The organism is Kitasatospora sp. NPDC127121 (assembly GCF_042677305.1).
Lineage (GTDB): Bacteria > Actinomycetota > Actinomycetes > Streptomycetales > Streptomycetaceae > Kitasatospora.
This window is the reverse complement of sequence record NZ_JBHXTQ010000018.1, coordinates 1-22,995: the sequence shown is the minus strand read 5'-3', so window position 1 is coordinate 22,995 and position 22,995 is coordinate 1. Positions and strand designations below refer to the sequence as shown.

Annotated in this window: 20 protein-coding genes and 2 tRNA genes; 13 read left to right on the top strand and 9 right to left on the bottom strand. The window is 71.2% G+C overall.

The genetic code is table 11. From position 1 onward, the window contains the following. Positions 1-62: 62 nt before the first annotated feature. From ACFVHI_RS12250 to rpmH, 9 genes are all read right to left on the bottom strand, one after another. Positions 63-680, bottom strand: a complete 618-nt coding sequence (locus tag ACFVHI_RS12250; RefSeq protein ID WP_063348469.1) for a GNAT family N-acetyltransferase — start codon at positions 678-680, stop codon at positions 63-65. Positions 681-799: 119 nt separating this feature from the next. Further along, positions 800-1,864: a ParB/RepB/Spo0J family partition protein gene (locus ACFVHI_RS12245; protein ID WP_063348468.1), complete on the bottom strand. Its 1,065-nt coding sequence runs from the start codon at positions 1,862-1,864 to the stop codon at positions 800-802. Then, positions 1,861-2,811 (bottom strand): ParA family protein, encoded by a 951-nt coding sequence (locus ACFVHI_RS12240; RefSeq protein ID WP_279634954.1) that lies wholly within the window; start codon positions 2,809-2,811, stop codon positions 1,861-1,863. The genes ACFVHI_RS12245 and ACFVHI_RS12240 overlap by 4 nt, the downstream gene beginning before the upstream one ends. A 283-nt stretch (positions 2,812-3,094) precedes the next feature. Then, positions 3,095-3,946 (bottom strand): 16S rRNA (guanine(527)-N(7))-methyltransferase RsmG, encoded by an 852-nt coding sequence (gene rsmG / locus ACFVHI_RS12235; RefSeq protein ID WP_380338295.1) that lies wholly within the window; start codon positions 3,944-3,946, stop codon positions 3,095-3,097. A gap of 178 nt (positions 3,947-4,124) precedes the next feature. After that, on the bottom strand, positions 4,125-4,655 hold the full coding sequence (locus ACFVHI_RS12230; RefSeq protein WP_063348467.1) for a R3H domain-containing nucleic acid-binding protein: 531 nt from the start codon (positions 4,653-4,655) through the stop codon (positions 4,125-4,127). Positions 4,656-4,737: 82 nt separating this feature from the next. Next, on the bottom strand, positions 4,738-5,910 hold the full coding sequence (yidC, locus tag ACFVHI_RS12225; RefSeq protein WP_363368224.1) for a membrane protein insertase YidC: 1,173 nt from the start codon (positions 5,908-5,910) through the stop codon (positions 4,738-4,740). Continuing rightward, entirely contained in the window at positions 5,907-6,278 is a 372-nt protein-coding gene (gene yidD, locus ACFVHI_RS12220; protein ID WP_063348465.1) for a membrane protein insertion efficiency factor YidD, read from the bottom strand. Before yidD ends, yidC begins: the two co-directional genes overlap by 4 nt. Beyond that, positions 6,275-6,703: a ribonuclease P protein component gene (rnpA, locus tag ACFVHI_RS12215; RefSeq protein ID WP_063348464.1), complete on the bottom strand. Its 429-nt coding sequence runs from the start codon at positions 6,701-6,703 to the stop codon at positions 6,275-6,277. The genes yidD and rnpA overlap by 4 nt, the downstream gene beginning before the upstream one ends. A gap of 18 nt (positions 6,704-6,721) precedes the next feature. Next, the gene (gene rpmH, locus ACFVHI_RS12210; protein ID WP_196193325.1) at positions 6,722-6,859 is read right to left on the bottom strand and encodes a 50S ribosomal protein L34; all 138 of its coding nucleotides are present in this window, start codon (positions 6,857-6,859) and stop codon (positions 6,722-6,724) included. Positions 6,860-7,329: 470 nt separating this feature from the next. Here rpmH and dnaA point away from each other — a divergent pair, with 470 nt between their 5' ends. From dnaA to ACFVHI_RS12145, 13 genes are all read left to right on the top strand, one after another. Next, a complete protein-coding gene (gene dnaA / locus ACFVHI_RS12205; RefSeq protein ID WP_380338290.1) occupies positions 7,330-9,222 on the top strand; it encodes a chromosomal replication initiator protein DnaA in 1,893 nt (630 codons plus the stop codon). 974 nt (positions 9,223-10,196) lie between these two features. Then, the gene (dnaN, locus tag ACFVHI_RS12200; protein ID WP_063348462.1) at positions 10,197-11,327 is read left to right on the top strand and encodes a DNA polymerase III subunit beta; all 1,131 of its coding nucleotides are present in this window, start codon (positions 10,197-10,199) and stop codon (positions 11,325-11,327) included. A 182-nt stretch (positions 11,328-11,509) separates the two neighbouring features. Continuing rightward, the gene (gene gnd, locus ACFVHI_RS12195) at positions 11,510-12,385 is read left to right on the top strand and encodes a phosphogluconate dehydrogenase (NAD(+)-dependent, decarboxylating) (RefSeq protein ID WP_063348461.1); all 876 of its coding nucleotides are present in this window, start codon (positions 11,510-11,512) and stop codon (positions 12,383-12,385) included. A 37-nt stretch (positions 12,386-12,422) separates the two neighbouring features. Beyond that, positions 12,423-13,556, top strand: coding sequence for a DNA replication/repair protein RecF (gene recF, locus ACFVHI_RS12190; protein ID WP_063348460.1), 1,134 nt, complete (start codon positions 12,423-12,425; stop codon positions 13,554-13,556). Between the two features lie 106 nt (positions 13,557-13,662). After that, a complete protein-coding gene (locus tag ACFVHI_RS12185) occupies positions 13,663-14,202 on the top strand; it encodes a DUF721 domain-containing protein (RefSeq protein WP_063348459.1) in 540 nt (179 codons plus the stop codon). 268 nt (positions 14,203-14,470) lie between these two features. Further along, on the top strand, positions 14,471-16,486 hold the full coding sequence (gyrB, locus tag ACFVHI_RS12180) for a DNA topoisomerase (ATP-hydrolyzing) subunit B (protein WP_063348458.1): 2,016 nt from the start codon (positions 14,471-14,473) through the stop codon (positions 16,484-16,486). A gap of 59 nt (positions 16,487-16,545) precedes the next feature. Then, the gene (gyrA, locus tag ACFVHI_RS12175) at positions 16,546-19,158 is read left to right on the top strand and encodes a DNA gyrase subunit A (protein WP_063348457.1); all 2,613 of its coding nucleotides are present in this window, start codon (positions 16,546-16,548) and stop codon (positions 19,156-19,158) included. 150 nt (positions 19,159-19,308) lie between these two features. Continuing rightward, complete coding sequence (locus ACFVHI_RS12170; RefSeq protein ID WP_244293408.1) at positions 19,309-20,052, top strand: DUF3566 domain-containing protein; 744 nt, start codon at positions 19,309-19,311, stop codon at positions 20,050-20,052. 260 nt (positions 20,053-20,312) lie between these two features. Next, positions 20,313-21,707: a class I SAM-dependent methyltransferase gene (locus ACFVHI_RS12165; RefSeq protein ID WP_380338283.1), complete on the top strand. Its 1,395-nt coding sequence runs from the start codon at positions 20,313-20,315 to the stop codon at positions 21,705-21,707. Between the two features lie 16 nt (positions 21,708-21,723). Beyond that, positions 21,724-21,800 (top strand) — tRNA-Ile (locus ACFVHI_RS12160). A 121-nt stretch (positions 21,801-21,921) separates the two neighbouring features. After that, entirely contained in the window at positions 21,922-22,287 is a 366-nt protein-coding gene (locus ACFVHI_RS12155) for a DUF6191 domain-containing protein (protein ID WP_063348454.1), read from the top strand. Positions 22,288-22,533: 246 nt separating this feature from the next. Next, positions 22,534-22,662, top strand: coding sequence for a DLW-39 family protein (locus tag ACFVHI_RS12150; protein ID WP_014137031.1), 129 nt, complete (start codon positions 22,534-22,536; stop codon positions 22,660-22,662). 210 nt (positions 22,663-22,872) lie between these two features. Further along, positions 22,873-22,945, top strand: a tRNA-Ala gene (locus ACFVHI_RS12145). The last annotated feature ends 50 nt before the right edge of the window (positions 22,946-22,995 follow it).

Genomic DNA, 22,995 nt, shown 5'->3' with positions numbered 1-22,995 from the left:
ACGACGGCGGGGCTCCCCACACCGGGGAGCCCCGCCGTCGTCGTTTCCACGCGCCTCCCGCCTCAGAACGGCCGCAGCGCCGGCTCCTTGCGCGCCCCGCCGAGCAGCCGCTCCAGCGCCACCTCCACATCGCCCCGCCAGGACAGCGTGGTGCGCGCCTCCAGCCGCAGCCGCGGGTAGCGATGGTGCGAGCGGACGGTCTTGAAGCCGACCGCGAGCAGGTGGTCGGCCGGCAGCACGCAGCCGACCGGCTCAGGACCGGCCGAGCCGAAGGCCTCGATCGCCCGCACCCCGCGCCCGAGCAGGTCCTTGGCCACGGTCTGCACCAGCACCCGGCCGAGCCCCTGTCGCTGGTAGCCCGGAACCACCCGACTGACCATCAGCTGGACGGCGTCCGGCGAGACCGGACTGGTCGGGAAGGACTGCGACCGGGGGACGTAGGCGGGCGGCGCGTACAGCACGAAGCCGGCCGGCTGGTCGTCCACGTAGACGATCCGACCGCAGGAACCCCACTCCAGCAGCACCGCGGAGATCCACCCCTCCTTCTCCAGCTCCGGCTTCCCGGACTCCACCGCCGCCTTCCCGCTGACCGGATCCAGCTCCCAGAACACACAGGAGCGGCAGGTCGTCGGCAGATCGGCGAGGTTGTCCAGGGTCAGCGGAGCGATCCGGCGTCCCATGCCCCGCACCTCCTCCTCCACTTCACGGTCGAGCATGCCCCCACAGACGCCGATGGGTGCATGTTTCACGTGAAACAGTGCTCACGCGGAACATGCACCCATCGGGTATCGTCCCCGGCTCAGCCCTGCGACAGCCGCAGACCGTCCTCGCCCGGGGCCAGGCTGTCCAGGATCCGGTTCAGGTCCTCCACCGAACCGAACTCCAGCACCACCTTGCCCTTGCCCAGCTTGCCGCCGCGCTGCGACACCTCGACCTTGACCCGGGTGTCGAAGCGGTCCGACAGCCGGCTCGCCAGATCGTTGAAGGCCGGGGAGATCAGCTTGCCCGCCTTCGGCGCCTGGCGCTTCGGCTTCCGGTCCTCCTCCTCGCCCATCAGCGCGACGATCTCCTCGGTGGTCCGCACCGAGAGGCCCTCCGCGACGATCCGCTTGGCCAGCAGCTCCCGCCGCTCGGCATCCGGCACCCCGAGCAGCGCCCGGGCGTGGCCGGCGGTCAGCACCCCGGCGGCGACCCGGCTCTGCACGGTGGGCGAGAGCTTCAGCAGCCGCAGCGTGTTGGAGACGTGCGAGCGCGAGCGGCCGATCCGGTCGGCCAGCTCGTCGTGGGTGCAGGAGAAGTCCCGCAGCAGCTGGTCGTAGGCGGCCGCCTCCTCCAGCGGGTTCAGCTCGGCCCGGTGCAGGTTCTCCAGCAGGGCGTCCAGCAGCAGCTTGTCGTCCTCGGTGGCACGGACGATGGCCGGGATCTGCTTCAGCCCGGCCTCCTTGGAGGCGCGCCAGCGGCGCTCGCCCATGATCAGCTCGAAGCGATCGGGCGCGACCTGGCGCACCACGATCGGCTGGAGCAGACCGACCTCCTTGATCGAGACGACCAGCTCGGCCAGCTTGTCGTCGTCGAAGACCTCACGGGGCTGGCGCGGGTTGGGCTCGATCGCGTCCAGCGGCAGCTCGGCGAAGAAGGCACCGGCCACCGGCGCCGGCTGCGCCTGCTCGGCCTGCTTCTCCGCGGCCGCCCGGGCCGCCACCGTGCCGCGGCCGGTCGGCAGCGTCGGTACCGAGGTCGGCGACGCCGCGCCGATCGCCCCCACCGGGGCCGGTGCGGGCGCGGCCGCCGCCCCGCCGTCCACCGGTACGGCGGGGCGGATCAGCGCCTCCAGCCCTCGTCCCAAACCCCTGCGACCACTCACCGATGACCCTCCGTCGTACCGTGCTGTGCCACCGGGGCTCCGTGCCCCGTACCGCTGCCGTGCCGCTGCTGCCCCAGGAGCGGGCCGCCGCCGACCGCCGCCGCGCGCAGCCCGAGCTCGCGGGCGGCCTCCAGGTAGGAGAGCGCCCCGGTCGAGCCCGGGTCGTAGGTGAGGACCGTCTGACCGTAGCTGGGCGCCTCCGAGATGCGCACCGAGCGCGGGATCGCGGTGCTCAGCACCTCCTGCGGGAAGTGCGTCCGGACCTCCTCGGCGACCTGGGCGGCCAGCCTGGTCCGGGCGTCGTACATGGTGAGCAGGATGGTCGAGACGTGCAGCGCGGGGTTGAGGTGCGCGCGCACCAGCTCGACGTTGCGCAGCAGCTGGCCCAGGCCCTCCAGCGCGTAGTACTCGCACTGGATCGGGATCAGCACCTCCCGCCCGGCCACCAGGGCGTTGACCGTCAGCAGGCCCAGCGAGGGCGGACAGTCGATCAGGACGTAGTCCAGCGGCTGCTCGTAGGCGGCGATGGCGCGCTGGAGCCGGCTCTCCCGGGCCACCAGCGACACCAGCTCGATCTCGGCGCCGGCCAGGTCGATGGTCGCGGGGACGCAGAACAGCCCCTCGACGTCCACCACCGGCTGCACCACGTCGGCGAGCGGCTTGCCCTCGACCAGGACGTCGTAGACGGACGGCACCTCGGCGTGGTGGTCGATGCCGAGGGCGGTGGAGGCGTTGCCCTGCGGGTCGAGGTCGACGACCAGGACGCGCAGTCCGTGCATGGCGAGCGAGGCGGCCAGGTTGACGGTGGTGGTGGTCTTGCCGACCCCGCCCTTCTGGTTGGCGACCACGATCACCCGGGTGGCGGCGGGGCGGGGCAGACCCTCACCCGCTCGGCCGATCGCCTGAACCGCAGCCTGGGCAGCCCTCGCGATGGGCGTGTCATCGATCTGGCCGATGGTCTCCGAGTCCTGCATGGGGGTCAGTGTTTCACGTGAAACCGGAGCGGCAACAGTCGCCGCCCGGCTGCGGCCGAGGATTCCCGAGAGCAAGGAGCGACGTTTCACGTGAAACACCATGCCCGCTATGTCGGAAATCTGACGTTGCGACACTCCGGTGTCCTCCCGTCGACCGGCCGTCACCCCGACGGCCACCGGAACGCCGACGGGCGGGTGGCTCCCCCCTCAGGAGGAACCACCCGCCCGTCGTCGAGCGTGCCAGGCGTCACCCGCCTCAGCGGGTGCGGCGCCGCCCGCCCCGGCTGCGCTCGCCGGTCCGGACGCCGCCCGCGTTCCGTCCGGCCCGGGCCGCCTTCGCCCGCCGGGTCGCGGCCTTCACCCCGCCGGGGCTCTCCCCCGCCTTGACCTGGACCACCCGGGTCGAGGTCTCCAGGGTGCCCTCGCCGACCGAGATCACGCTCCACTCGACCGCGCCCAGCTTGGTCAGCCCGGCCCGCGAATCGGCCAGCTCCTGCTCGGCACTGTCGCCCTTGAGCGCCAGCATCTGCCCGTGCGGACGGAGCAGCGGCATCCCCCAGCCGGCCAGCCGGTCCAGCGGCGCCACCGCCCGGGCGGTCACCACGTCCACCGCGAGCTTGCCGACCATCTCCTCGGCGCGGCCGCGCAGCACCGTGACGTTCTCCAGCCCCAGCTCCCGGACGACCTCCTCCAGGAAGGTGGTCCGCCGCAGCAGCGGCTCCAGCAGCGTCACCGAGACGTCCGGACGGACCAGCGCCACCGGGATGCCCGGCAGGCCGGCGCCGGAGCCTACGTCGCACAGGGTGGAGCCGGCCGGCAGCAGCTCGGCGAGCACCGCGCAGTTGAGGACGTGCCGGTCCCAGAGCCGGGGCACCTCGCGCGGCCCGATCAGCCCGCGCCGCACGCCCGCGGTGGCCAGCAGCTCGGTGTAGCGGACCGCGGCGTCGAAACGATCACCGAAGACCTCCCGGGCGACGGCCGGGGCCTCGGGCACCTCGGGCACCTCGGGCACCTCGGTCGCCTCGACCGCCTCGGCGGCCGGCCCCGCAGCGGCCGGATTCACGTCGTCCGCCCCCGGCCGGCCAGCAGCCGCGTTCTCCGTGTCCATCTCGACCTCTCCGATCCCCGGATCCACCGACCCGCTCTCCGCACAGTTTCACGTGAAACATCTCGCGCCGGGCCCACGCCCCGCGAATGGACGACGACCCCGCCCGCACGAGGCGGACGGGGTCGCGTCCGGTGAAGCCCACCGGCCGCCGAGGCGGCCGGTCGTCGTACCGCCGGCCTCAGACCGGCAGCACGACCACGCACCGCTCGGGCTCCTCGCCCTCCGACTCGCTGCGCAGACCGGCGGCCGCGACCGCGTCGTGGACGACCTTGCGCTCGAAGGGCGTCATCGGCCGCAGCTTGACCTGCTCGCCACTGCTCTTCGCCTGCTCGGCGGCCTCGGCACCGAGCGCGGCCAGCTCGGAGCGCTTGCGGGCCCGGAAGCCGGCAATGTCCAGCATGAGGCGGCTGCGCTCCCCGGTCTCCCGGTGGACAGCCAACCGGGTCAGCTCCTGCAGCGCCTCCAGCACCTCGCCGTCCTGGCCGACCAGGCGCTGCAGCGCGCGGTCGTTGCCCTCACCGACGATGGAGACCAGGGCGCGGTCGCCCTCGACGTCCATGTCGATGTCACCGTCGAGGTCGGCGATGTCGAGCAGACCCTCCAGGTAGTCCGCCGCGATGTCGCCCTCCTGCTCCAGTCGGGCGATGACGTTCTCGTCGGTGCTGGCGGCGGCCTCGGCCTCGACGGCGGAGGTGGTGCCTTCCGTCACTGATGGACTCCTTCGGAGATGGGCCCAGATTGGTGGGCCGGGAACGAAGCTCTGCGCGCTGTCACAACGGATCCAGGGCCGGTCAGGACTTCTTCTTCGGCCGCTGGCCGCCACGCTTGGGCTGCTGCCGACCGGTGCCCGGCTTGGCCGCGCCGGGCTTGGCCGGGCCCTGCTGGGCGGCCGCCGGCTTGGCGCCGGAGTCGGCCGGGACGGTGTCGGCGGGCTCCTCGGCGGGCTCCTCGGCCGGGGCCTCGGTGTCCTTGGTCAGGTCGGCGGTGTGCTGAGCACCGCCCTGCTGGCGCTGCGCCTTGGTCTGCTTGCGGGGCTGCTGGCGGCGTGCCTGCGCCGACTCCTCGACCACGGCGGCCGCCGCCGAGGCGGCGTCGAGGGTCGACTTGGACGGGGGCAGCAGGCCCCAGAGCGCACCCTTGATCTCCGAACCGTCCGGGTTCAGCCGGCCGGCCTTCTTCAGCCGGACCTGCCGCTCGTCCCACGCCTTGCTGCCCGGGGTCGGGTTGTTGTGGATGACGATCAGCTGCTGGCCCATCGACCAGACGTTGGTGGTCAGCCAGTAGACCAGGACACCGACGGGGAAGTTGATGCCCATCACGGCGAACATCACCGGGAAGACGTACATCAGCATCTTCTGCTGCTGCATGAACGGCGTCTTGACCGTGAGGTCGACGTTCTTGGTCATCAGCTGGCGCTGGGTGATGAACTGCGAGAGCGACATCATGATGATCATCACCGCGGTGACGATCTTGACGCTGGTCTCGTGGCTGCTGACGAAGGTCGCCGAGAGCGGGGCACCGAAGATGTGCGCCTTGCCGGCGCTCAGCAGCAGGTCGCCGTGGATGACGCCGATCTGCTCGCTCTTGGCGACCTTGGCGAGCACGCCGTAGAGGGCGGTGAAGAACGGCGCCTGCACGATGATGGGAAGGCAGCTGGAGAACGGGTTGGTACCCGCCTCCTTGTACAGCTTCATCATCTCTTCGGACTGGCGCTGCTTGTCGTTCTTGTAGCGCTCCTGGATGGCCTTCATCTTCGGCTGGATCGCCTGCATGGCCCGGGTCGCCTTGATCTGCTTCACGAAGAGCGGGATCAGGCAGATCCGGATGACGACCACCATCGAGGCGATGGCCAGACCCCAGGCCCAGCCACCGTCCGGGTCGAAGATGTTGCTGTACAGCGAGTGGAACTGGACGATGATCCAGGACACCGCTGTGTACAGGGGATTCAGGAAGGAGAAGGTCACCGGTCAGGCTCCTTGGACATGTGGATTGGCCCCTCGGGGCCAATGGTCGCCGGGCCCTCGGGGTCCGGACCGGCGGGGGTCGTGGTCACCGGCTGTCCGGTGGCGGACCGGCTGCTCAGCCAGTCTCGCAGCCGCCGGTGCCACACCGGATGCTTACGCGGCGGAACGTGATCGACCCCGCCGGGCGTCCACGGATTGCAGCGCAGGATGCGCCACACGGTCAGTCCGCCGCCCTTGACCGCCCCGTGCACCTTCACGGCCTCGTAGCCGTAGTGCGAGCAGGAGGGGTAGTAACGGCAGACCGGACCGAGCAGTGGGCTGATGGTCCACTGGTAGACCCTGATCAAACCCATCAGCAGGAACTTCATCGTCCTGCTCCCGTCGGCGCCGTCGTGGCGGGCTCCACCTTCAGCAACCGTTTCAGCGCCGCGTCCAGGTCACGTTCGAGGTCCTGGTACGAGGCGGTCGCGGCCTGGGGCAGCGCACGCACCACTATCAGGCTACCGGCGGGCAGCCTGGAGAGACGATCACGAACGAGGTGCCGCAACCGGCGCTTGACCAGGTTGCGAACGACCGCCGGGCCGACGGCCTTGCTCACGACGAAACCCGCACGCGCCGAAGGAGTCCCCTCGGCGACGTGCGGGCGGGAGTCGCTGGTCCGGTCGGTCTGCCCCTTGGGGTCGTCTTCTCTGCTGAGATGGACGACCAGAAGGGGCCGGCCGGCCCGGCGACCGCGTTTCACTGCGGTCGCGAAGTCCTGGCGCCGCCGCAGCCGATTCTCGGAGGGCAGCACAACAGACTCTGTCGTGGATCAGGCGGACAGGGTGGTGCGGCCCTTGCCACGGCGGGCAGCCAGGATGGCGCGGCCGGCGCGGGTACGCATACGCAGCCGGAAGCCGTGGGTCTTCGCGCGACGACGGTTGTTCGGCTGGAAGGTGCGCTTGCTCACTCGGGGGCTCCTGAGGTGAATCGTAGGATGACGGGGAATCGCTTGGCCGTCACCGTGCGTCCGCGTGATCTCCCCTGGTTCGGAAATCCGGCCCATCGCCCCAGTTCGGCTGGGGTTCAAGGCAATCCACGGCGCCCGTGCTGCGCGCCTTATGGAGCGGGTGGACCCGCGGACATGCGGCAGCGGCCATCGACAACTCGACCTGGTTACGGTACGCGGGACGGGGCGCGAGGGTCAAACCGGCTTTTTCGAGCGGCCCCCCGAGGGCGTCCGGAGCCCCCTTTGCCCACAGCCTGTGGACAACGACTTGATCCGGCCCTGTTCGCTGACTACCGTTGCAGGACTTGTCTGGTTTGTTCTTCGTGTTCTTCCTCGTGGGGTCGGTCCGCCGGAGACGGACCCGCCGATCCACAGTCTCCTGATCCACCACCCCCTGCTGGAGCCGCGGGGAACCGAGAAAGCGTGCACCAGTGGCTGATGTCAACAGCGACCTCGTCCCGGTCTGGGCGAGAGTCGTCGAGCGGCTGGTCAGCGACCCGGACGTCGGGGAGATGGACAAGCAGTGGGTGCAGCGCACCCAGCCGATGTGGATGATGCACGACACCGCCCTGCTGGCGACCCCCAACGAGCGGGCCAAGCAGGTGCTGGAGGGCCGGCTGCTGCCGCAGCTCACCGAGGCCCTCAGCCGCGAGCTCAGCCGTCCGGTGCGGATCGCCGTGATGGTCGACGCCAACGCCGTCCCGACCACCCCCGCACCCGCCGCCCAGGCCCCGGCCGAGCCGTACCCCGGCCCGACCGAGGAGGATGCCGGCGGCTACGGCGGTCAGGACTACCAGCAGCCGTACGAGCAGGACTACGACCGGCCCCGCTACGACACCGGCGGCTACGAGCAGCGCCCCGCGCCGTACGGCGGTCCGGCGGCCGGACCGGCCTGGCCGGGCTACCCCGAGCAGGGCGGGTACCCGGAGCAGGGCGGCGGCTACCCCGAGCAGAACGGGTACCAGGAGCAGGGCGGCTACCCGGAACAGGGCGGCTACCCGGAGCGGCCCCCCGGCTACCGCGAGGCCGACGAGCCGTCCCGGCCGGCGCCGCGCCCGATGCCCGGCCCGCCCTCGACCACCCAGGGCGACCTGTTCGGCGGCGCCTACGGCCCCGGCCCGAACGAGCAGCCCCGCGTCGGCGCCGGCCGCCGCGCCCCCGGCTCACGCCCGGCCGGCGGCCGTCCTGCGGACAAGAACGCGCCGGAACGCGCCACCGAGCGCCCGGCCGTCCCCGGCGTGCCCGCCCCGCCCGGCGCCCCGCCGGCCGGCGGCTCCCGCAAGGACGAGCCGGCCGCCCGGCTGAACCCCAAGTACCTCTTCGACACCTTCGTCATCGGCGCCAGCAACCGCTTCGCGCACGCGGCGGCGGTGGCGGTCGCCGAGGCTCCGGCCAAGGCGTACAACCCGCTCTTCATCTACGGCGAGTCCGGGCTGGGCAAGACCCACCTGCTGCACGCCATCGGGCACTACTCGCGCAGTCTCTTCCCGGGCACCCGGGTGCGCTACGTGTCCTCGGAGGAGTTCACCAACGAGTTCATCAACTCGATCCGGGACGGCAAGGCGGACACCTTCCGCCGGCGCTACCGGGACATGGACATCCTGCTCGTGGACGACATCCAGTTCCTCGCGAGCAAGGAGTCCACGCAGGAGGAGTTCTTCCACACCTTCAACACCCTGCACAACGCGAACAAGCAGATCGTCCTCTCCTCGGACCGGCCGCCCAAGCTGCTGACCACGCTGGAGGACCGGCTGCGCAACCGCTTCGAGTGGGGCCTGATCACCGACGTCACCCCACCGGAGCTGGAGACCCGGATCGCGATCCTTCGCAAGAAGGCGATCCAGGAGCAACTCAACGCCCCGGCCGACGTGTTGGAGTTCATCGCGTCCCGGATCACCCGCAACATCCGGGAGTTGGAAGGCGCCCTGATCCGGGTCACCGCCTTCGCCAACCTCAACCGGGCGCCGGTGGACCTGGAGTTGGCCGGGATCGTCCTCAAGGACCTGATCCCGGGCGGGGACGAGGACGCCGGGCCGGAGATCACCGCGCAGGTCATCATGCAGCAGACCGCCGCTTACTTCGGGCTGAGTGTGGACGACCTCTGCGGATCCTCGCGCAGCCGCGTCCTGGTGACGGCCCGTCAGATCGCCATGTACCTCTGCCGGGAGCTGACCGACCTCTCGCTGCCGAAGATCGGCGCGCAGTTCGGCGGCCGCGACCACACCACGGTGATGCACGCGGACCGCAAGATCCGCTCGCTGATGGCCGAGCGCCGGTCGATCTACAACCAGGTCACCGAGCTGACCAACCGCATCAAGAGCTAGCCGCAGGGCCGGTGGTGGGTCCGGCGCCACCTCGGCGCCGAGTCCGGCGCCGAGGTGGCCGGAAAGGGCGTCAGGAGCGATCCTGGCGCCCTTTTCGCACATCCACAGGTGTGCCTCGGGCGCCGGCTGGGCAGAGATGCCGTCGACGGACGTTGCGCCAGTCCACAGCCCGCGCCGAACACTTGACCGGTGATTCGAAAACCGGGGCCGCGCAGGGCAGTTGTCCACAGGCCGGGCGCCTTCCCCGTAGTCCACAGGCCGGGGCGTCCGAAGTTATCCAGAATTCGTCCACAGGCGTGTCGCCGCTACGCTCTTCCGCGCAGGTCAGGTGCCTGTGGACTTGTGCACAACCGTTATCCACAGCCTGTGGACAATTGACGGGCCGCCAATGGGCCATCCGGGTTGTCCACCGGTTGTCCCCAGGGGAGGGGCGGTTATCCCCAGGTTGTCCACAGCATGATCCACAGTTCGACAAGCGTGGGGCGGCGTTCATGCCCTGGTGTGAAAGGCGTCACGTAAAGTTGACCGGCGCCCGTGGATAACCGGGCCGGAATCTGGGGACAGCCCTGGGGATAACCTGTGGATACCCAGCGTGCCCTGTGGGTAACGCTCCGCTGTCCACAGCACGGCGTGTTCGTCCACAGCCGCCGTCCACACCCGCTGTGGACAAAAAAGTGGGTCTGACCTGCGGAAACGGGGTTATCCACGGTTTCCACAGGCCCTACTACTACCACTACACATTTAGACCCATCGACTCGCTTGAAAGTGGGTGGGCCCCGAATCTGTGGACAACCGCGCCCCGACATCTGTTCGGCTTGCTTCCGCCCGTCTGCCCCGTCTGTCGGCGGAGTACGTCAGACTGTCCTCGGCGACCGGAAGCGGAGTGGCAGAGCTCGGTGGACAGTCCGACCGACGATCAAGATCAGACGAACCAGAGTGCGAGCGGGAGCGCTCGATCCAGGAGGCGGTTACCGGTGAAGTTCCGGGTGGAGCGTGACGTCCTCGCGGAGGCGGTGGCCTGGGCTGCCCGCAGCCTCCCGGCACGGCCGCCGGTGCCGGTGCTGGCCGGCCTGCTGCTGACGGCACAGGACGGCAGCCTGGCGCTGTCCGGCTTCGACTACGAGGTCTCGGCCCGGGTCGAGCTGGAGGCCGACATCGAGGAGGCCGGCACCGTCCTGGTCTCCGGTCGGCTGCTGAACGACATCTCGCGCAACCTGCCGAACCGGCCGGTGGAGATCTCCACCGACGGCCAGCGGGTCAGCGTGGTCTGCGGCAGTTCCCGCTTCACCCTCCCCACCCTCCCGGTGGACGAGTACCCGGCACTGCCCCAGATGCCGACCGCCACGGGCACCGTCTCGGGCGACGTGTTCGCCTCCGCGGTCAGCCAGGCCGCGGTGGCCGCCGGCCGAGACGACACCCTCCCGGTGCTCACCGGTGTCCGGGTGGAGATCGAGGGCGACCGGATCACCCTGGCCGCCACCGACCGCTACCGCTTCGCGGTCCGCGACCTGCTGTGGAAGCCGGAGCAGTCGGACATCTCGGCCGTCGCCCTGGTGCCCGCCAAGACGCTGCAGGACATCGCCAAGTCCCTGGGCAGCGGCGACACCGTCTCGATCGCGCTCTCCTCGGGCGGCGCGGGCGAGGGCCTGATCGGCTTCGAGGGCGCCGGCCGCCGGACGACCACGCGGCTGCTGGAGGGCGAGTTCCCCAAGTTCCGCAGCCTGTTCCCGACGGAGTTCAGCGCCGTCGCCGCGATCCAGACCCAGCCCTTCCTGGAGGCGCTCAAGCGCGTCTCGCTGGTCGCCGAGCGCAACACCCCGGTCCGGCTCAGCTTCGAGCAGGGCGTGCTGACCCTGGAGGCGGGCTCGGGCGACGACGCCCAGGCCACCGAGCGGATCGACGCCGACCTGGAGGGCGACGACATCTCGATCGCCTTCAACCCGGGCTACCTGGAGGAGGGCCTCAAGGCCATCGACTCCGCCTACGCCCAGCTGAGCTTCACCACCCCGACCAAGCCCGCGCTGCTCAGCGGCAAGGCCTCGGTGGACGCCGAGGAGGACAAGGCGTACCAGTACCTGATCATGCCGGTCCGCCTCTCCGGCTGACCTCGCGGCCGCTGCCCGCAGGCCGTCACCCACAGGCTGTGCACATCGGCTGTGCACAGCCTGTGGGCGTCCTCCCCCGGTCGGCCCGACCACAGGGAGCCGCCACCGCCGCAGCGCGTAGGCTCGGGGCGTGCGGCAACGGCGCCGCCGGCAGGCACGTCACCACAGGTAAGGACTTGGTCATGGAGCTCGGCCTCATCGGTCTCGGCAAGATGGGCGGCAACATGCGCGAGCGGATCCGCCGCGCCGGCCACACCGTCATCGGCTACGACCGCAACCCGGACATCTCCGACGTCGCGAGCCTCCAGGAGCTCGTCTCCAAGCTGCAGGGCCCGCGGGTGATCTGGGTGATGGTCCCGGCCGGCGCCGCCACCCAGGCGACCGTCGACGAGCTCGCCGAGCTGCTCTCCCCCGGCGACGTGGTGGTCGACGGCGGCAACTCCCGCTGGACCGACGACATCAAGCACGCCGAGGCGCTGGCCGCCAAGGGCATCGGCTTCGTCGACTGCGGCGTCTCCGGCGGCGTCTGGGGCCTGGAGAACGGCTACGCCCTGATGTACGGCGGCGACGCCGAGCACGTGGCCCGCGTCCAGCCGGTGTTCGACTCGCTCAAGCCCGAGGGCGACTTCGGCTCGGTGCACGCGGGCGCCGTGGGCGCCGGCCACTTCGCCAAGATGGTCCACAACGGCATCGAGTACGCGATGATGCAGGCCTTCGCCGAGGGCTGGGAGCTGCTGGAGGCCGCCCCCGAGGTCACCGACGTGCGCGAGGTCTTCCGCAGCTGGCAGGAGGGCACCGTCATCCGCTCCTGGCTGCTGGACCTGGCCGTCCGCGCGCTGGACGACGACGAGCACCTGGCGAAGCTGCGCGGCTGGGCCGCCGACTCCGGTGAGGGCCGCTGGACCGTCGAGGCCGCGATCGACCACGCGGTGCCGCTGCCGGCGATCACCGCCTCGCTGTTCGCCCGCTTCGCCTCCCGCCAGGACGACTCGCCGCAGATGAAGATGATCGCCGCGCTGCGCAACCAGTTCGGCGGCCACGCGGTCGAGTCCAAGTAACCCGCACCTCCCCAGAAGGCGAGCGCAGTCCACAGCCATGCACGTCGCGCATCTGTCGCTCGCCGACTTCCGGTCGTACGCCCGGGTCGAGGTTCCCCTCGACCCGGGCGTGACGGCCTTCGTCGGGCCCAACGGCCAGGGCAAGACCAACCTGGTCGAGGCGATCGGCTACGTCGCCACACTGGGCAGCCACCGGGTCGCCACCGACGCCCCGCTGATCCGGCTGGGCGCCGAGCGGGCGGTGGTCCGTACCTCGGTGGTGGACCGCGGCCGCACCACCCTGGTCGAGCTGGAGCTGACCCCGGGCAAGGCCAACCGGGCCCGGATCAACCGCTCCGACAACGTCCGCCCGCGCGACGTGCTGGGCCTGCTGCGGACCGTCCTGTTCGCCCCCGAGGACCTCAGTCTGGTCAAGGGCGACCCGGGTGAGCGCCGCCGTTTCCTGGACGAGCTGCTGACCGCCCGGGCCCCCCGGCTGGCCGGGGTCCGGCAGGACTACGAGCGGGTCCTCAAGCAGCGCAACGCCCTGCTGAAGACCGCCGCGATGGCCCGCCGGGCCGGTGGCGGCAAGGGCGCCGACCTCTCCACCCTGGAGGTCTGGGACGGCCATCTGGCAAGGGCCGGAGCCGAGTTGACGGCCTTCCGGATCCAGCTGGTGGCTTCCCTCCAGCCGTTGGTGGCGGCCGCGTACGGGCAGCTGGCCCCGGGCGGCGGCGACACCGTCCTGGAGTACCGCAGCTCCTTCGAGGGCGGGCTGCCGACCAGCCGCGAGCAGGCCGAGGAGCAGTTGCTGAACGCGCTGGCGACGGTCCGCAAGCAGGAGGTGGACCGCGGCATCACCCTGGTCGGCCCGCACCGCGACGAGCTGGTGCTCAGCCTCGGCCCGCTGCCCGCCAAGGGCTACGCGAGCCACGGCGAGTCCTGGTCGTTCGCGCTGGCGCTGCGGCTGGCCTCGTACGAGCTGCTGCGCGCCGACGGCGGCGAGCCGGTGCTGATCCTGGACGACGTGTTCGCCGAGCTGGACGCGGCCCGCCGGGACCGGCTGGCCGAACTGGTGGCCGACGGCGAGCAGGTGCTGGTCACCGCGGCGGTCGCCGAGGACGTGCCGAAGGCGCTGGCCGGCGCCCGGTTCGCGGTCGCCGACGGCGCCGTCCGCCGGATCGACGCCTGACTCCCCCCGCACCTTCGCAACCGCCGTCCGGGCACTCCCGTAGGCTGGACGGCTCACCGGCGCGCGTCCGCGACCGTTGTCCACAGGCTGGGGAAAGGAGATCGCCGTGAGCGAGCCGGCGGAGCACTCCCCCCAGCCGGGCGACGCGGCGCCGACCGGCGCCGACCTCGCCCGCTCGGCGCTGCGGGCGGCCCGGGCCCAGGCGCGGCAGCGCGGCGAGCAGGTCCGGGAGAAGCGCGAGGCGAAGCGGCACGGCCTGCGCAGCGGAGCCCGGTCGGACGGCCGCGACCCGGTCCCGCTGGGGGCGGCGCTGAACCGGCTGCTGACCGAACGGGGCTGGGAGTCCTCGGCCGCGGTCGGCGGGGTGATGGGCCGTTGGCCCCAGATCGTCGGCCCGGACATCGCCGCGCACTGCCACCCCTCCTCCTACGACGACGCCGCCGCGGTGCTCACCGTGCAGTGTGACTCCACCGCATGGGCCACCCAACTACGGTGGCTGGCAAGGCAGTTGGTGGCCCGCCTGAACCATGAGCTGGGCCACGGCACGGTCCGCACCATCAAGGTGCTGGGCCCGGCGGCGCCCGCCCGCGGCTACGGCCGGCTGCGCGCTCCGGGAAGCAAGGGGCCGGGCGACACCTGGGGCTGACCGGGTTGCCGGCCCGCCGTCGAGGGCGTGGAGCGGACCACGATCTTCCGGAACCCCTGACAGCCCTTCCAGGCGCTCTGGGCCCCCCGGGCGAGTATCGGGACATGTCCAGAGGGGATTCAGGGCGGCATATCTGCCTTCAAGGGCTGCCAAACGCCCATCTCTGTCAGTCGTACCGGTAGACTGAGAGCCAAACACTGTTGCTAGTGGCAACCGAGTCTAAACGCCGTGGTCGCACGCCCGCCCACACGGGGCGGGAATGCGGCCCGTGCTGTGCCAGAGAGGGCGCTTCGTGGCCGATTCCGGCAACCCCAGCCAGACCCCAGACCAGACCGACCAGGCTTCCTACACCGGTAGCAACATCCAGGTGCTGGAAGGCCTCGACGCCGTCCGCAAGCGCCCCGGCATGTACATCGGCTCCACCGGCGAGCGGGGCCTGCACCACCTGGTGCAGGAAGTGGTGGACAACTCCGTCGACGAGGCGATGGCCGGGTACGCCGACACCATCGACGTCACGCTCCTCGCCGACGGCGGGGTCCGGGTGGTGGACAACGGCCGTGGCATCCCGGTCGACATCGTCCCCGGCCAGGAGAAGCCGGCCGTCGAGGTCGTGCTCACCGTCCTGCACGCCGGCGGCAAGTTCGGCGGCGGCGGCTACGCCGTCTCCGGCGGTCTGCACGGTGTCGGCGTCTCGGTCGTGAACGCGCTGTCCACCCGCCTGGCGGTGGAGATCCACCGCGACGGCTCGCGCTTCACCCAGGAGTACAAGGCCGGTGCGCCGACCGCGCCGCTGGCCACGCACGAGGGCTCCGAGCAGACCGGCACGACCGTCACCTTCTGGGCCGACCCGGAGATCTTCGAGACCACGGTCTACTCCTTCGAGACGCTGTCCCGGCGCTTCCAGGAGATGGCCTTCCTCAACAAGGGCCTCTCGATCTCGCTGACCGACGAGCGCCCCGAGCACGTGGACGAGGAGGGCAAGCCGCTCACCGTCACGTACAAGTACGACGGCGGCATCGCCGACTTCGTCGCCCACCTCAACTCCCGCAAGGGCGAGGTGATCCACCCCTCGGTGATCGACTTCGAGGCGGAGGACAAGGACCGGGCGATCTCGGTGGAGATCGCGATGCAGTGGAACTCCTCCTACACCGAGGGGGTCTACAGCTTCGCCAACACCATCCACACGCACGGCGGCGGTACCCACGAGGAGGGCTTCCGCGCGGCGCTGACCGGTCTGGTCAACCGCTACGCGCGGGACAAGAAGCTGCTCCGGGAGAAGGACGACAACCTCTCCGGCGAGGACATCCGCGAGGGCCTGACCGCGATCATCTCGGTCAAGCTCGGCGAGCCGCAGTTCGAGGGCCAGACCAAGGACAAGCTCGGCAACACCGAGGCGAAGACCTTCGTCCAGAAGGTCGTCCACGAGCACCTCAACGACTGGTTGGACCGCAACCCCAACGAGGCCTCGGACATCATCCGCAAGTCCATCCAGGCCGCCACCGCGCGCGTCGCCGCCCGCAAGGCCCGCGACCTCACCCGCCGCAAGGGCCTGCTGGAGTCCGCCTCGCTGCCGGGCAAGCTCTCCGACTGCCAGTCCAAGGACCCGGCCGAGTGCGAGATCTTCATCGTCGAGGGTGACTCCGCCGGCGGCTCGGCCAAGCAGGGCCGCGACCCGCGCACCCAGGCCATCCTGCCGATCCGCGGCAAGATCCTGAACGTCGAGAAGGCCCGGATCGACAAGGTGCTGCAGAACACCGAGGTCCAGGCGCTGATCTCGGCCTTCGGCTGCGGCATCCAGGAGGACTACGACGACTCCAAGCTCCGCTATCACAAGATCGTCCTGATGGCGGACGCCGACGTCGACGGGCAGCACATCCGCACCCTGCTGCTCACCCTGCTGTTCCGCTTCATGCGGCCGCTGGTCGAGTCCGGGTACGTCTACCTCGCCATGCCGCCGCTGTACAAGATCAAGTGGGGCAAGGACGACTTCGAGTACGCCTACTCGGACCGCGAGCGCGACGCGGTCATCGCGGCCGGGGTCGAGGCCGGGCGCCGGCTGCCCAAGGACGACGCGATCCAGCGCTTCAAGGGCCTCGGCGAGATGAACGCCGAGGAGCTCCGGGTCACCACCATGGACGCCGAGCACCGGCTGCTGCTCCAGGTCACCCTGGAGGACGCCGCTCGCGCCGACGAGCTGTTCTCCGTGCTGATGGGCGAGGACGTCGAGGCACGCCGCTCCTTCATCCAGCGCAACGCCAAGGACGTCCGCTTCCTGGACGTGTGACGCCGCCCGACCGGCAGCGAAACCACGTACCAGTCCGCGTGAAAGGAAACTGACCACCAGTGGTCGACGACAACCGTCCCGAAGGCGAACAGCCCGAGACCCCCACAGCCGCCGAGGCCACCGCCCAGGTGACCATGCGGATCGAGCCGGTCGAGCTCGAGACCGAGATGCAGCGCTCGTACCTCGACTACGCGATGAGCGTGATCGTCAGCCGGGCGCTCCCCGAGGTCCGCGACGGCCTCAAGCCGGTGCACCGACGCGTGCTCTACGCGATGTACGACGGCGGGTACCGCCCCGAGAAGGGCTACTACAAGTGCGCCCGCGTCGTCGGCGACGTCATGGGCAACTACCACCCGCACGGCGACACCTCCATCTACGACACCGTCGTGCGCCTGGCCCAGCCGTGGTCGCTGCGGATGCCGCTGGTGGACGGCAACGGCAACTTCGGCTCCCCGGGCAACGACCCGGCCGCGGCCATGCGCTACACCGAGTGCAAGATGATGCCGCTCGCCATGGAGATGATGCGCGACATCGACGAGGGCACCGTCGACTTCGCGTCCAACTACGACGGCCGCTCGCAGGAGCCGACCGTCCTGCCCGCGCGCATCCCCAACCTGCTGGTCAACGGTGCCACCGGCATCGCGGTCGGCATGGCCACCAACATCCCGCCGCACAACCTGCGCGAGGTCGCCTCCGGCGCGCTCTGGGCGCTGGAGCACCCGGACGCCTCCAACGAGGAGCTGCTCGAAGCCCTGATCGAGCGGATCAAGGGCCCCGACTTCCCCACCGGCGCGCTGATCGTCGGCCACCGCGGGATCGACGACGCCTACCGCACCGGCCGCGGCTCGATCACCATGCGCGCCGTGGTCGAGGTCGAGGAGATCCAGGGCCGCCAGTGCCTGGTGATCACCGAGCTGCCGTACCAGGTCAACCCGGACAACCTCGCGCTGAAGATCGCCGACCTGGTCAAGGACGGCAGGGTCGCCGGCATCGCCGACGTCCGCGACGAGTCCTCGTCCCGCACCGGCACCCGCCTGGTGGTCGTGCTCAAGCGCGACGCCGTCGCCAAGGTCGTGCTGAACAACCTCTACAAGCACACCGAGCTGCAGACCAACTTCGGCGCCAACATGCTGGCCCTGGTCGACGGCGTGCCGCGCACGCTGTCGCTGGACGCCTTCATCCGGCACTGGGTCAACCACCAGGTCGAGGTCATCGTCCGGCGCACCACCTTCCGGCTGCGCAAGGCCGAGGAGCGCGCCCACATCCTGCGCGCCCTGCTGCGCGCCCTGGACATGATCGACGAGGTCATCGCGCTGATCCGGGCCTCGGCGAGCGCCGACGCGGCCCGCACCGGCCTGATGGGGCTGCTCTCCATCGACGAGCTCCAGGCCAACGCCATCCTGGAGATGCAGCTGCGCCGCCTGGCCGCCCTGGAGCGCCAGCGGATCATGGACGAGCACGACGAGCTGCAGCGCAAGATCGACGAGTACAACGCGATCCTGGCCTCGCCGACCCGCCAGCGGGAGATCATCTCCGAGGAGCTCACCGCGATCGTCGAGAAGTACGGCGACGAGCGGCGCTCCACCCTCATCCCGTCCGACGGCGACCTCTCGATCGAGGACCTCATCGCCGAGGAGGACATCGTCGTCACGATCACCCGTGGCGGCTACGTCAAGCGGACCCGCTCCGACCTCTACCGCTCGCAGAAGCGCGGCGGCAAGGGCGTGCGCGGAGCGCAGCTCAAGCAGGACGACATCGTCGACCACTTCTTCGTGACGACGACCCACAACTGGATCCTGTTCTTCACCAACAAGGGCCGGGTCTACCGCGCCAAGGGCTACGAGCTCCCGGACGCCGGGCGCGACGCCCGCGGCCAGCACGTGGCCAACCTGCTGGCCTTCCAGCCGGATGAGCACATCGCCCAGGTGATGGCCGTGCGCACCTACGAGGACAAGCCCTACCTGGTCCTCGCCACCCGGGCCGGCCTGGTGAAGAAGTCCGCGCTGAAGGACTACGACTCCCCGCGCTCCGGCGGCCTGATCGCGATCAACCTGCGCCAGGACGAGGAGGGCCGGGACGACGAGCTGATCGGCGCCGAGCTGGTCTCCGCCGAGGACGACCTGCTGCTGGTCTCCAAGAAGGCCCAGTCGATCCGCTTCACCGCGACCGACGACGCGCTGCGGCCCACCGGCCGCGCCACCTCCGGCGTCAAGGGCATGGCCTTCCGCGAGGACGACGAAATGCTCTCGATGAACGTCGTCCGCCCGGGAACGTACGTGTTCACCGCGACCGACGGCGGGTACGCCAAGCGCACGGCCGTGGACGAGTACCGTGTCCAGGGGCGTGGCGGCTACGGCACCAAGGCGGCGAAGATCGTCGAGGGCCGGGGCTCCCTGGTCGGCGCGCTCGTGGTCGACGACACCGACGAGATCATGGCGATCACCCTTTCGGGTGGGGTGATCCGCACAAGGGTTTCCGAAGTTCGTGAAACCGGACGTGACACCATGGGCGTCCAACTGATCAACCTCGGTAAGCGCGACGCGGTCGTGGGCATGGCCCGCAACGCGGAAGCCGAGGACGAGGAGACGGTGGAGGACGAGGTCGCGGACACCGCGTCCACCGAAACGGCTGAGGGTGCGGAGACGACGGCCGGCGGCGACGCCGAGGTCTGAACCGAACCACGGGCCGGTGCCGTCGCGTCCTGATAGAGGGCGTGGCGGCACCGGCCGCCCACCAGTTCCGGGCAATCCCGCCGGGCGCTGGATGACGAGTGACGAAGCAGGACGGTGCCGCCGTCCTGGTGGGAAGTGCGGGAGGACCAGGTGAGTGGAGCCACGGGTGCTGCGGGAGGGCCCTCCGGCGGCCGTCCGGGCGCGCAGGGCGGGGGTGGGTACGGCGCGCAGCAGCCGCCGGCCGAGCACTCGGCCGCGTCCACCTCGCTGATGCCACCGGTCGGCGGGGCGGGGCAGGGCGGCGCGACCTACGGCGGGCAGACGCCCCCGCCGCCGGGCGCTCCGGCGCCGGGCGCGAGCGGATTCTCGCAGCCGACCACCTATGCCAAGGGGCAGCCGACCCCGGCCCGGGGCACCCGGACCAGCGGCAACACCCCGCCCGGCGGCACGCCCGTCCCGGGCGCGGCGCGCCGGCCGGCCGCCCCGGCCGCCCCCGCGGCGGCCGCCGGTGTCGGCCTCGGCCGGACCCGCAAGGCCCGGCTGCGGGTGACCAAGGTCGACCCGTGGTCGGTGATGAAGGTCAGCTTCCTGCTGTCGCTGGCGGTCGGGATCATCATCATCGTGGCCGCGGCGGTGCTGTGGATGACGCTGGACTCGCTCGGCGTCTTCGACTCGCTGACCAAGACCCTCAAGGACGTCACCGGCTCGGACAGCGCCGGCGGCCTCAACCTGATGGACTACGTGGGCTTCGGCAAGGTGATGACCTTCACCTCGCTGATCGCCGTGGTCGACGTCGTCCTGCTGACGGCGCTGTCCACGCTCTCGGCGTTCATCTACAACGCGGCGGCCGGCTTCACCGGCGGCGTCGAGCTGACCCTGGCCGAGGAGGACTGACCCCGGTCGGATCCTGACCCCCGGTCAGTTCGCCGTCCACGGACGGAATGGACGGGCCCCGCAGGCTGTTGCAGCCTGCGGGGCCCGTCGGCATTTCGGGTGACAGCCGGCCGCCCGCGGCGTGCCGCCCGGGAGCGGGCCGGCCGCGGTGGGATTAGCTGGGTGGCGCCCGGTCCACGCCTGGGAGTGCCGCAGGCCGCCCCCGGTCCGCCCGGCCGGGTCAGGAGACGTTCCGCAGGACGGCTGGACGGAGGCGCGCGGTGGCGAAGCTCGCAGGTCAACTGGTCGAGGCCCTGGACGGGCTGTTGGGGGTTCCGGTACCGCTGCGGGTCCAGGCCTGGGACGGCAGCGTCGCCGGGCCGCCGGGAGCCCCCACGGTCGTCCTGCGCAACCGCCGGGCGCTGCGCCGCCTGCTCTGGCAGCCGGGCGAGCTGGGCCTGGCCCGGGCGTACGTCGCGGGGGATCTGGAGATCTCCCCCGGCACCGACCTCTACGAGGTGCTCTCGGCCGTCGCCCGGTTCGTGGAGCGGCCGGAGATCCGCCGCCTCGACCTCGGCCCGCGGGACGTGCTCGGCGCCAACGGGCGCCGCGTCCTCGCGGCCGCGCTGCGGGCCGGGGCGCTCGGCCCCGAGCCCACGCCGCCCCCGGAGGAGGTCCGCAAGGCCCGCGGACGGCTGCACAGCCGCAGCCGGGACCGCGCGGCCATCAGCCACCACTACGACGTCGGAAACGACTTCTACGGGCTCGTCCTGGGCTCCTCCATGGTCTACTCGTGCGCCTACTGGACCCCGGAGGCCAAGAGCCTGGAGGCCGCTCAGGAGGCCAAGCTCGACCTGATCTGCCGCAAGCTCGGCCTACGGCCCGGGATGCGCCTGCTGGACGTCGGCTGCGGCTGGGGCTCGCTGCTGCTGCACGCGGCCGAGCGCTACGGCGTCACCGCGGTCGGCGTCTCCATCTCGCGGGAGCAGGTCGCGCTGGCCCGTCGGCGGGTCGAGGAGGCCGGCCTGGCCGGGCGGGTGGAGGTCCGGCTCCAGGACTACCGGGAGATCGTCGACGGCCCGTTCGACGCGATCTCCAGCGTCGGGATGGCCGAGCACGTCGGCTCCGAGCAGTACCGGGTCTACGCCGAGGGCCTGCACCGGCTGCTGGTGTCCGGCGGCCGGCTGCTCAACCACCAGATCGCCCGCCGCCCCGACCACCCCGGTGAGCCGCACCGCACCAGCCCCTTCATCGACCGCTACGTCTTCCCCGACGGCGAGCTCTCCCCCGTCGGTTCCACCGTGGCCCGGCTGGAGGAGGCCGGCTTCGAGGTCCGGGACGTCGAGTCGCTGCGCGAGCACTACGGGCTGACCCTGCGCGAATGGGTGGCCAACCTGGAGGCGCACTGGAGCGAGGCGGTCCGGCTGGTCGGCCGCGGCCGGGCCCGGGTCTGGCGGCTGTACATGGCCGCCAGCGCGCTCGCCTTCGAGGAGAACCGGATCGGGATCAACCAGATCCTCGCCGTCCGCAGCACCGAGGAGGGCGCGGCCGGCCTCCCGGCGACCCGCGAGGAATGGCTGCTGCGCCCGGCCGCCGGAGCGCCGCCGCTGGTCGGCGGGGTGCCCGCCGGGAACCCCGCCGGCCCGGATTTGGGAGATCGGCCATCGGTCCGCTAATCTTTCAGTGCGGCAAGGGCCTATAGCTCAGACGGTTAGAGCGCTTCCCTGATAAGGAAGAGGCCACAGGTTCAAGTCCTGTTAGGCCCACCACCGCGAAGGGTCCGGAGTGATGCACTCCGGGCCCTTCGGCGTTTTCCCCCGCCGCTCCGGGAACCGCGTGCCCCGCCGGGCTGTTCTCCCGGGAGGGAACGTGTGGAGGGATGGTGACGACATGGCGATCTTCTGGGCGATGAGCATCCCCGGACTGATCTGCGCCCTGGTGGTGCTCGCGGCGGTCGACCAGCTCGCGCTGCGGGCGCGCCGCTCACGCTGGGTGCCGTGGCGGGGGACCGGCCGGGAGGGGCAGATCTCGGCCACCGGTTTCGAGCAGCTGCACGCGCAGTTCGCCGCCGGCAAGCAGCACGAGCTGGACGAACGCGGCACGACCCTGATGCTGCGCGACGAGGAGGGCGAGGGGGCGCCGCCCCGGACCAGGGTGGACCTGGCGGGCGGGAAGGCCGTGGTGGTGACGCCGTCGAACCGCCTGTCCGACCGCTCGTCGGACCACCCGTCCAGCGCCCCGCCGGGCACGCCGTAGGGCCCGGCCGGGGAGGGCCGGCCGTACGGCAGGAGGTGCGGCGTCAATCCTCCGCCCGGACCGCCGGGTTGGCCGCAGCGGTGGCTGGTCACGATTGGGACACTGGTGTGTATCATCGGCCGCAAGGGCAGTCTGGCACCCGGCAGCCCGTTCGCGATCGAAACACATCTGGACTCGTCGGCCCGGTCAGTCCGGCCGGAGCACCGGCTCTTGAGTCCGCCAACGCAAGAAGGACGAGGTCCCGCGGTGAAGAAGCTTCTCCTGGTCGCCCTGGTCGCCCTCGGCGGCTTCTTTGTCTACCGTCAGGTCCAGGCGGACCGCGCCGAGCAGGACCTGTGGACCGAGGCCACCGACCCGGTTCCGGCCGGTCGCTGAGCCCGGACGATCCGACGATCAACGATCTTCGGAGGCGCTTCACCGCGCCTCCAGGGCCGGCCGGCCCGGTCACCCGACCGGATCGGCCGGATCCCAGGCACCGCCCGGACGCCGCCTCGGCGGCAGGTCCGGTCGGCCCGGGGGTAGGGCGCCGGGAACGGCGCCGGAACCCGGTACGCTAGTGCCCGTCGGCACCTGCGGTGCCGTCGAGGGGCATTAGCTCAGTTGGTAGAGCGCTGCCTTTGCAAGGCAGATGTCAGGAGTTCGAGTCTCCTATGCTCCACAGCTCATCGCAGTCGTGACGCCGATCGGCCGCTGACCTGAATCCCGGTC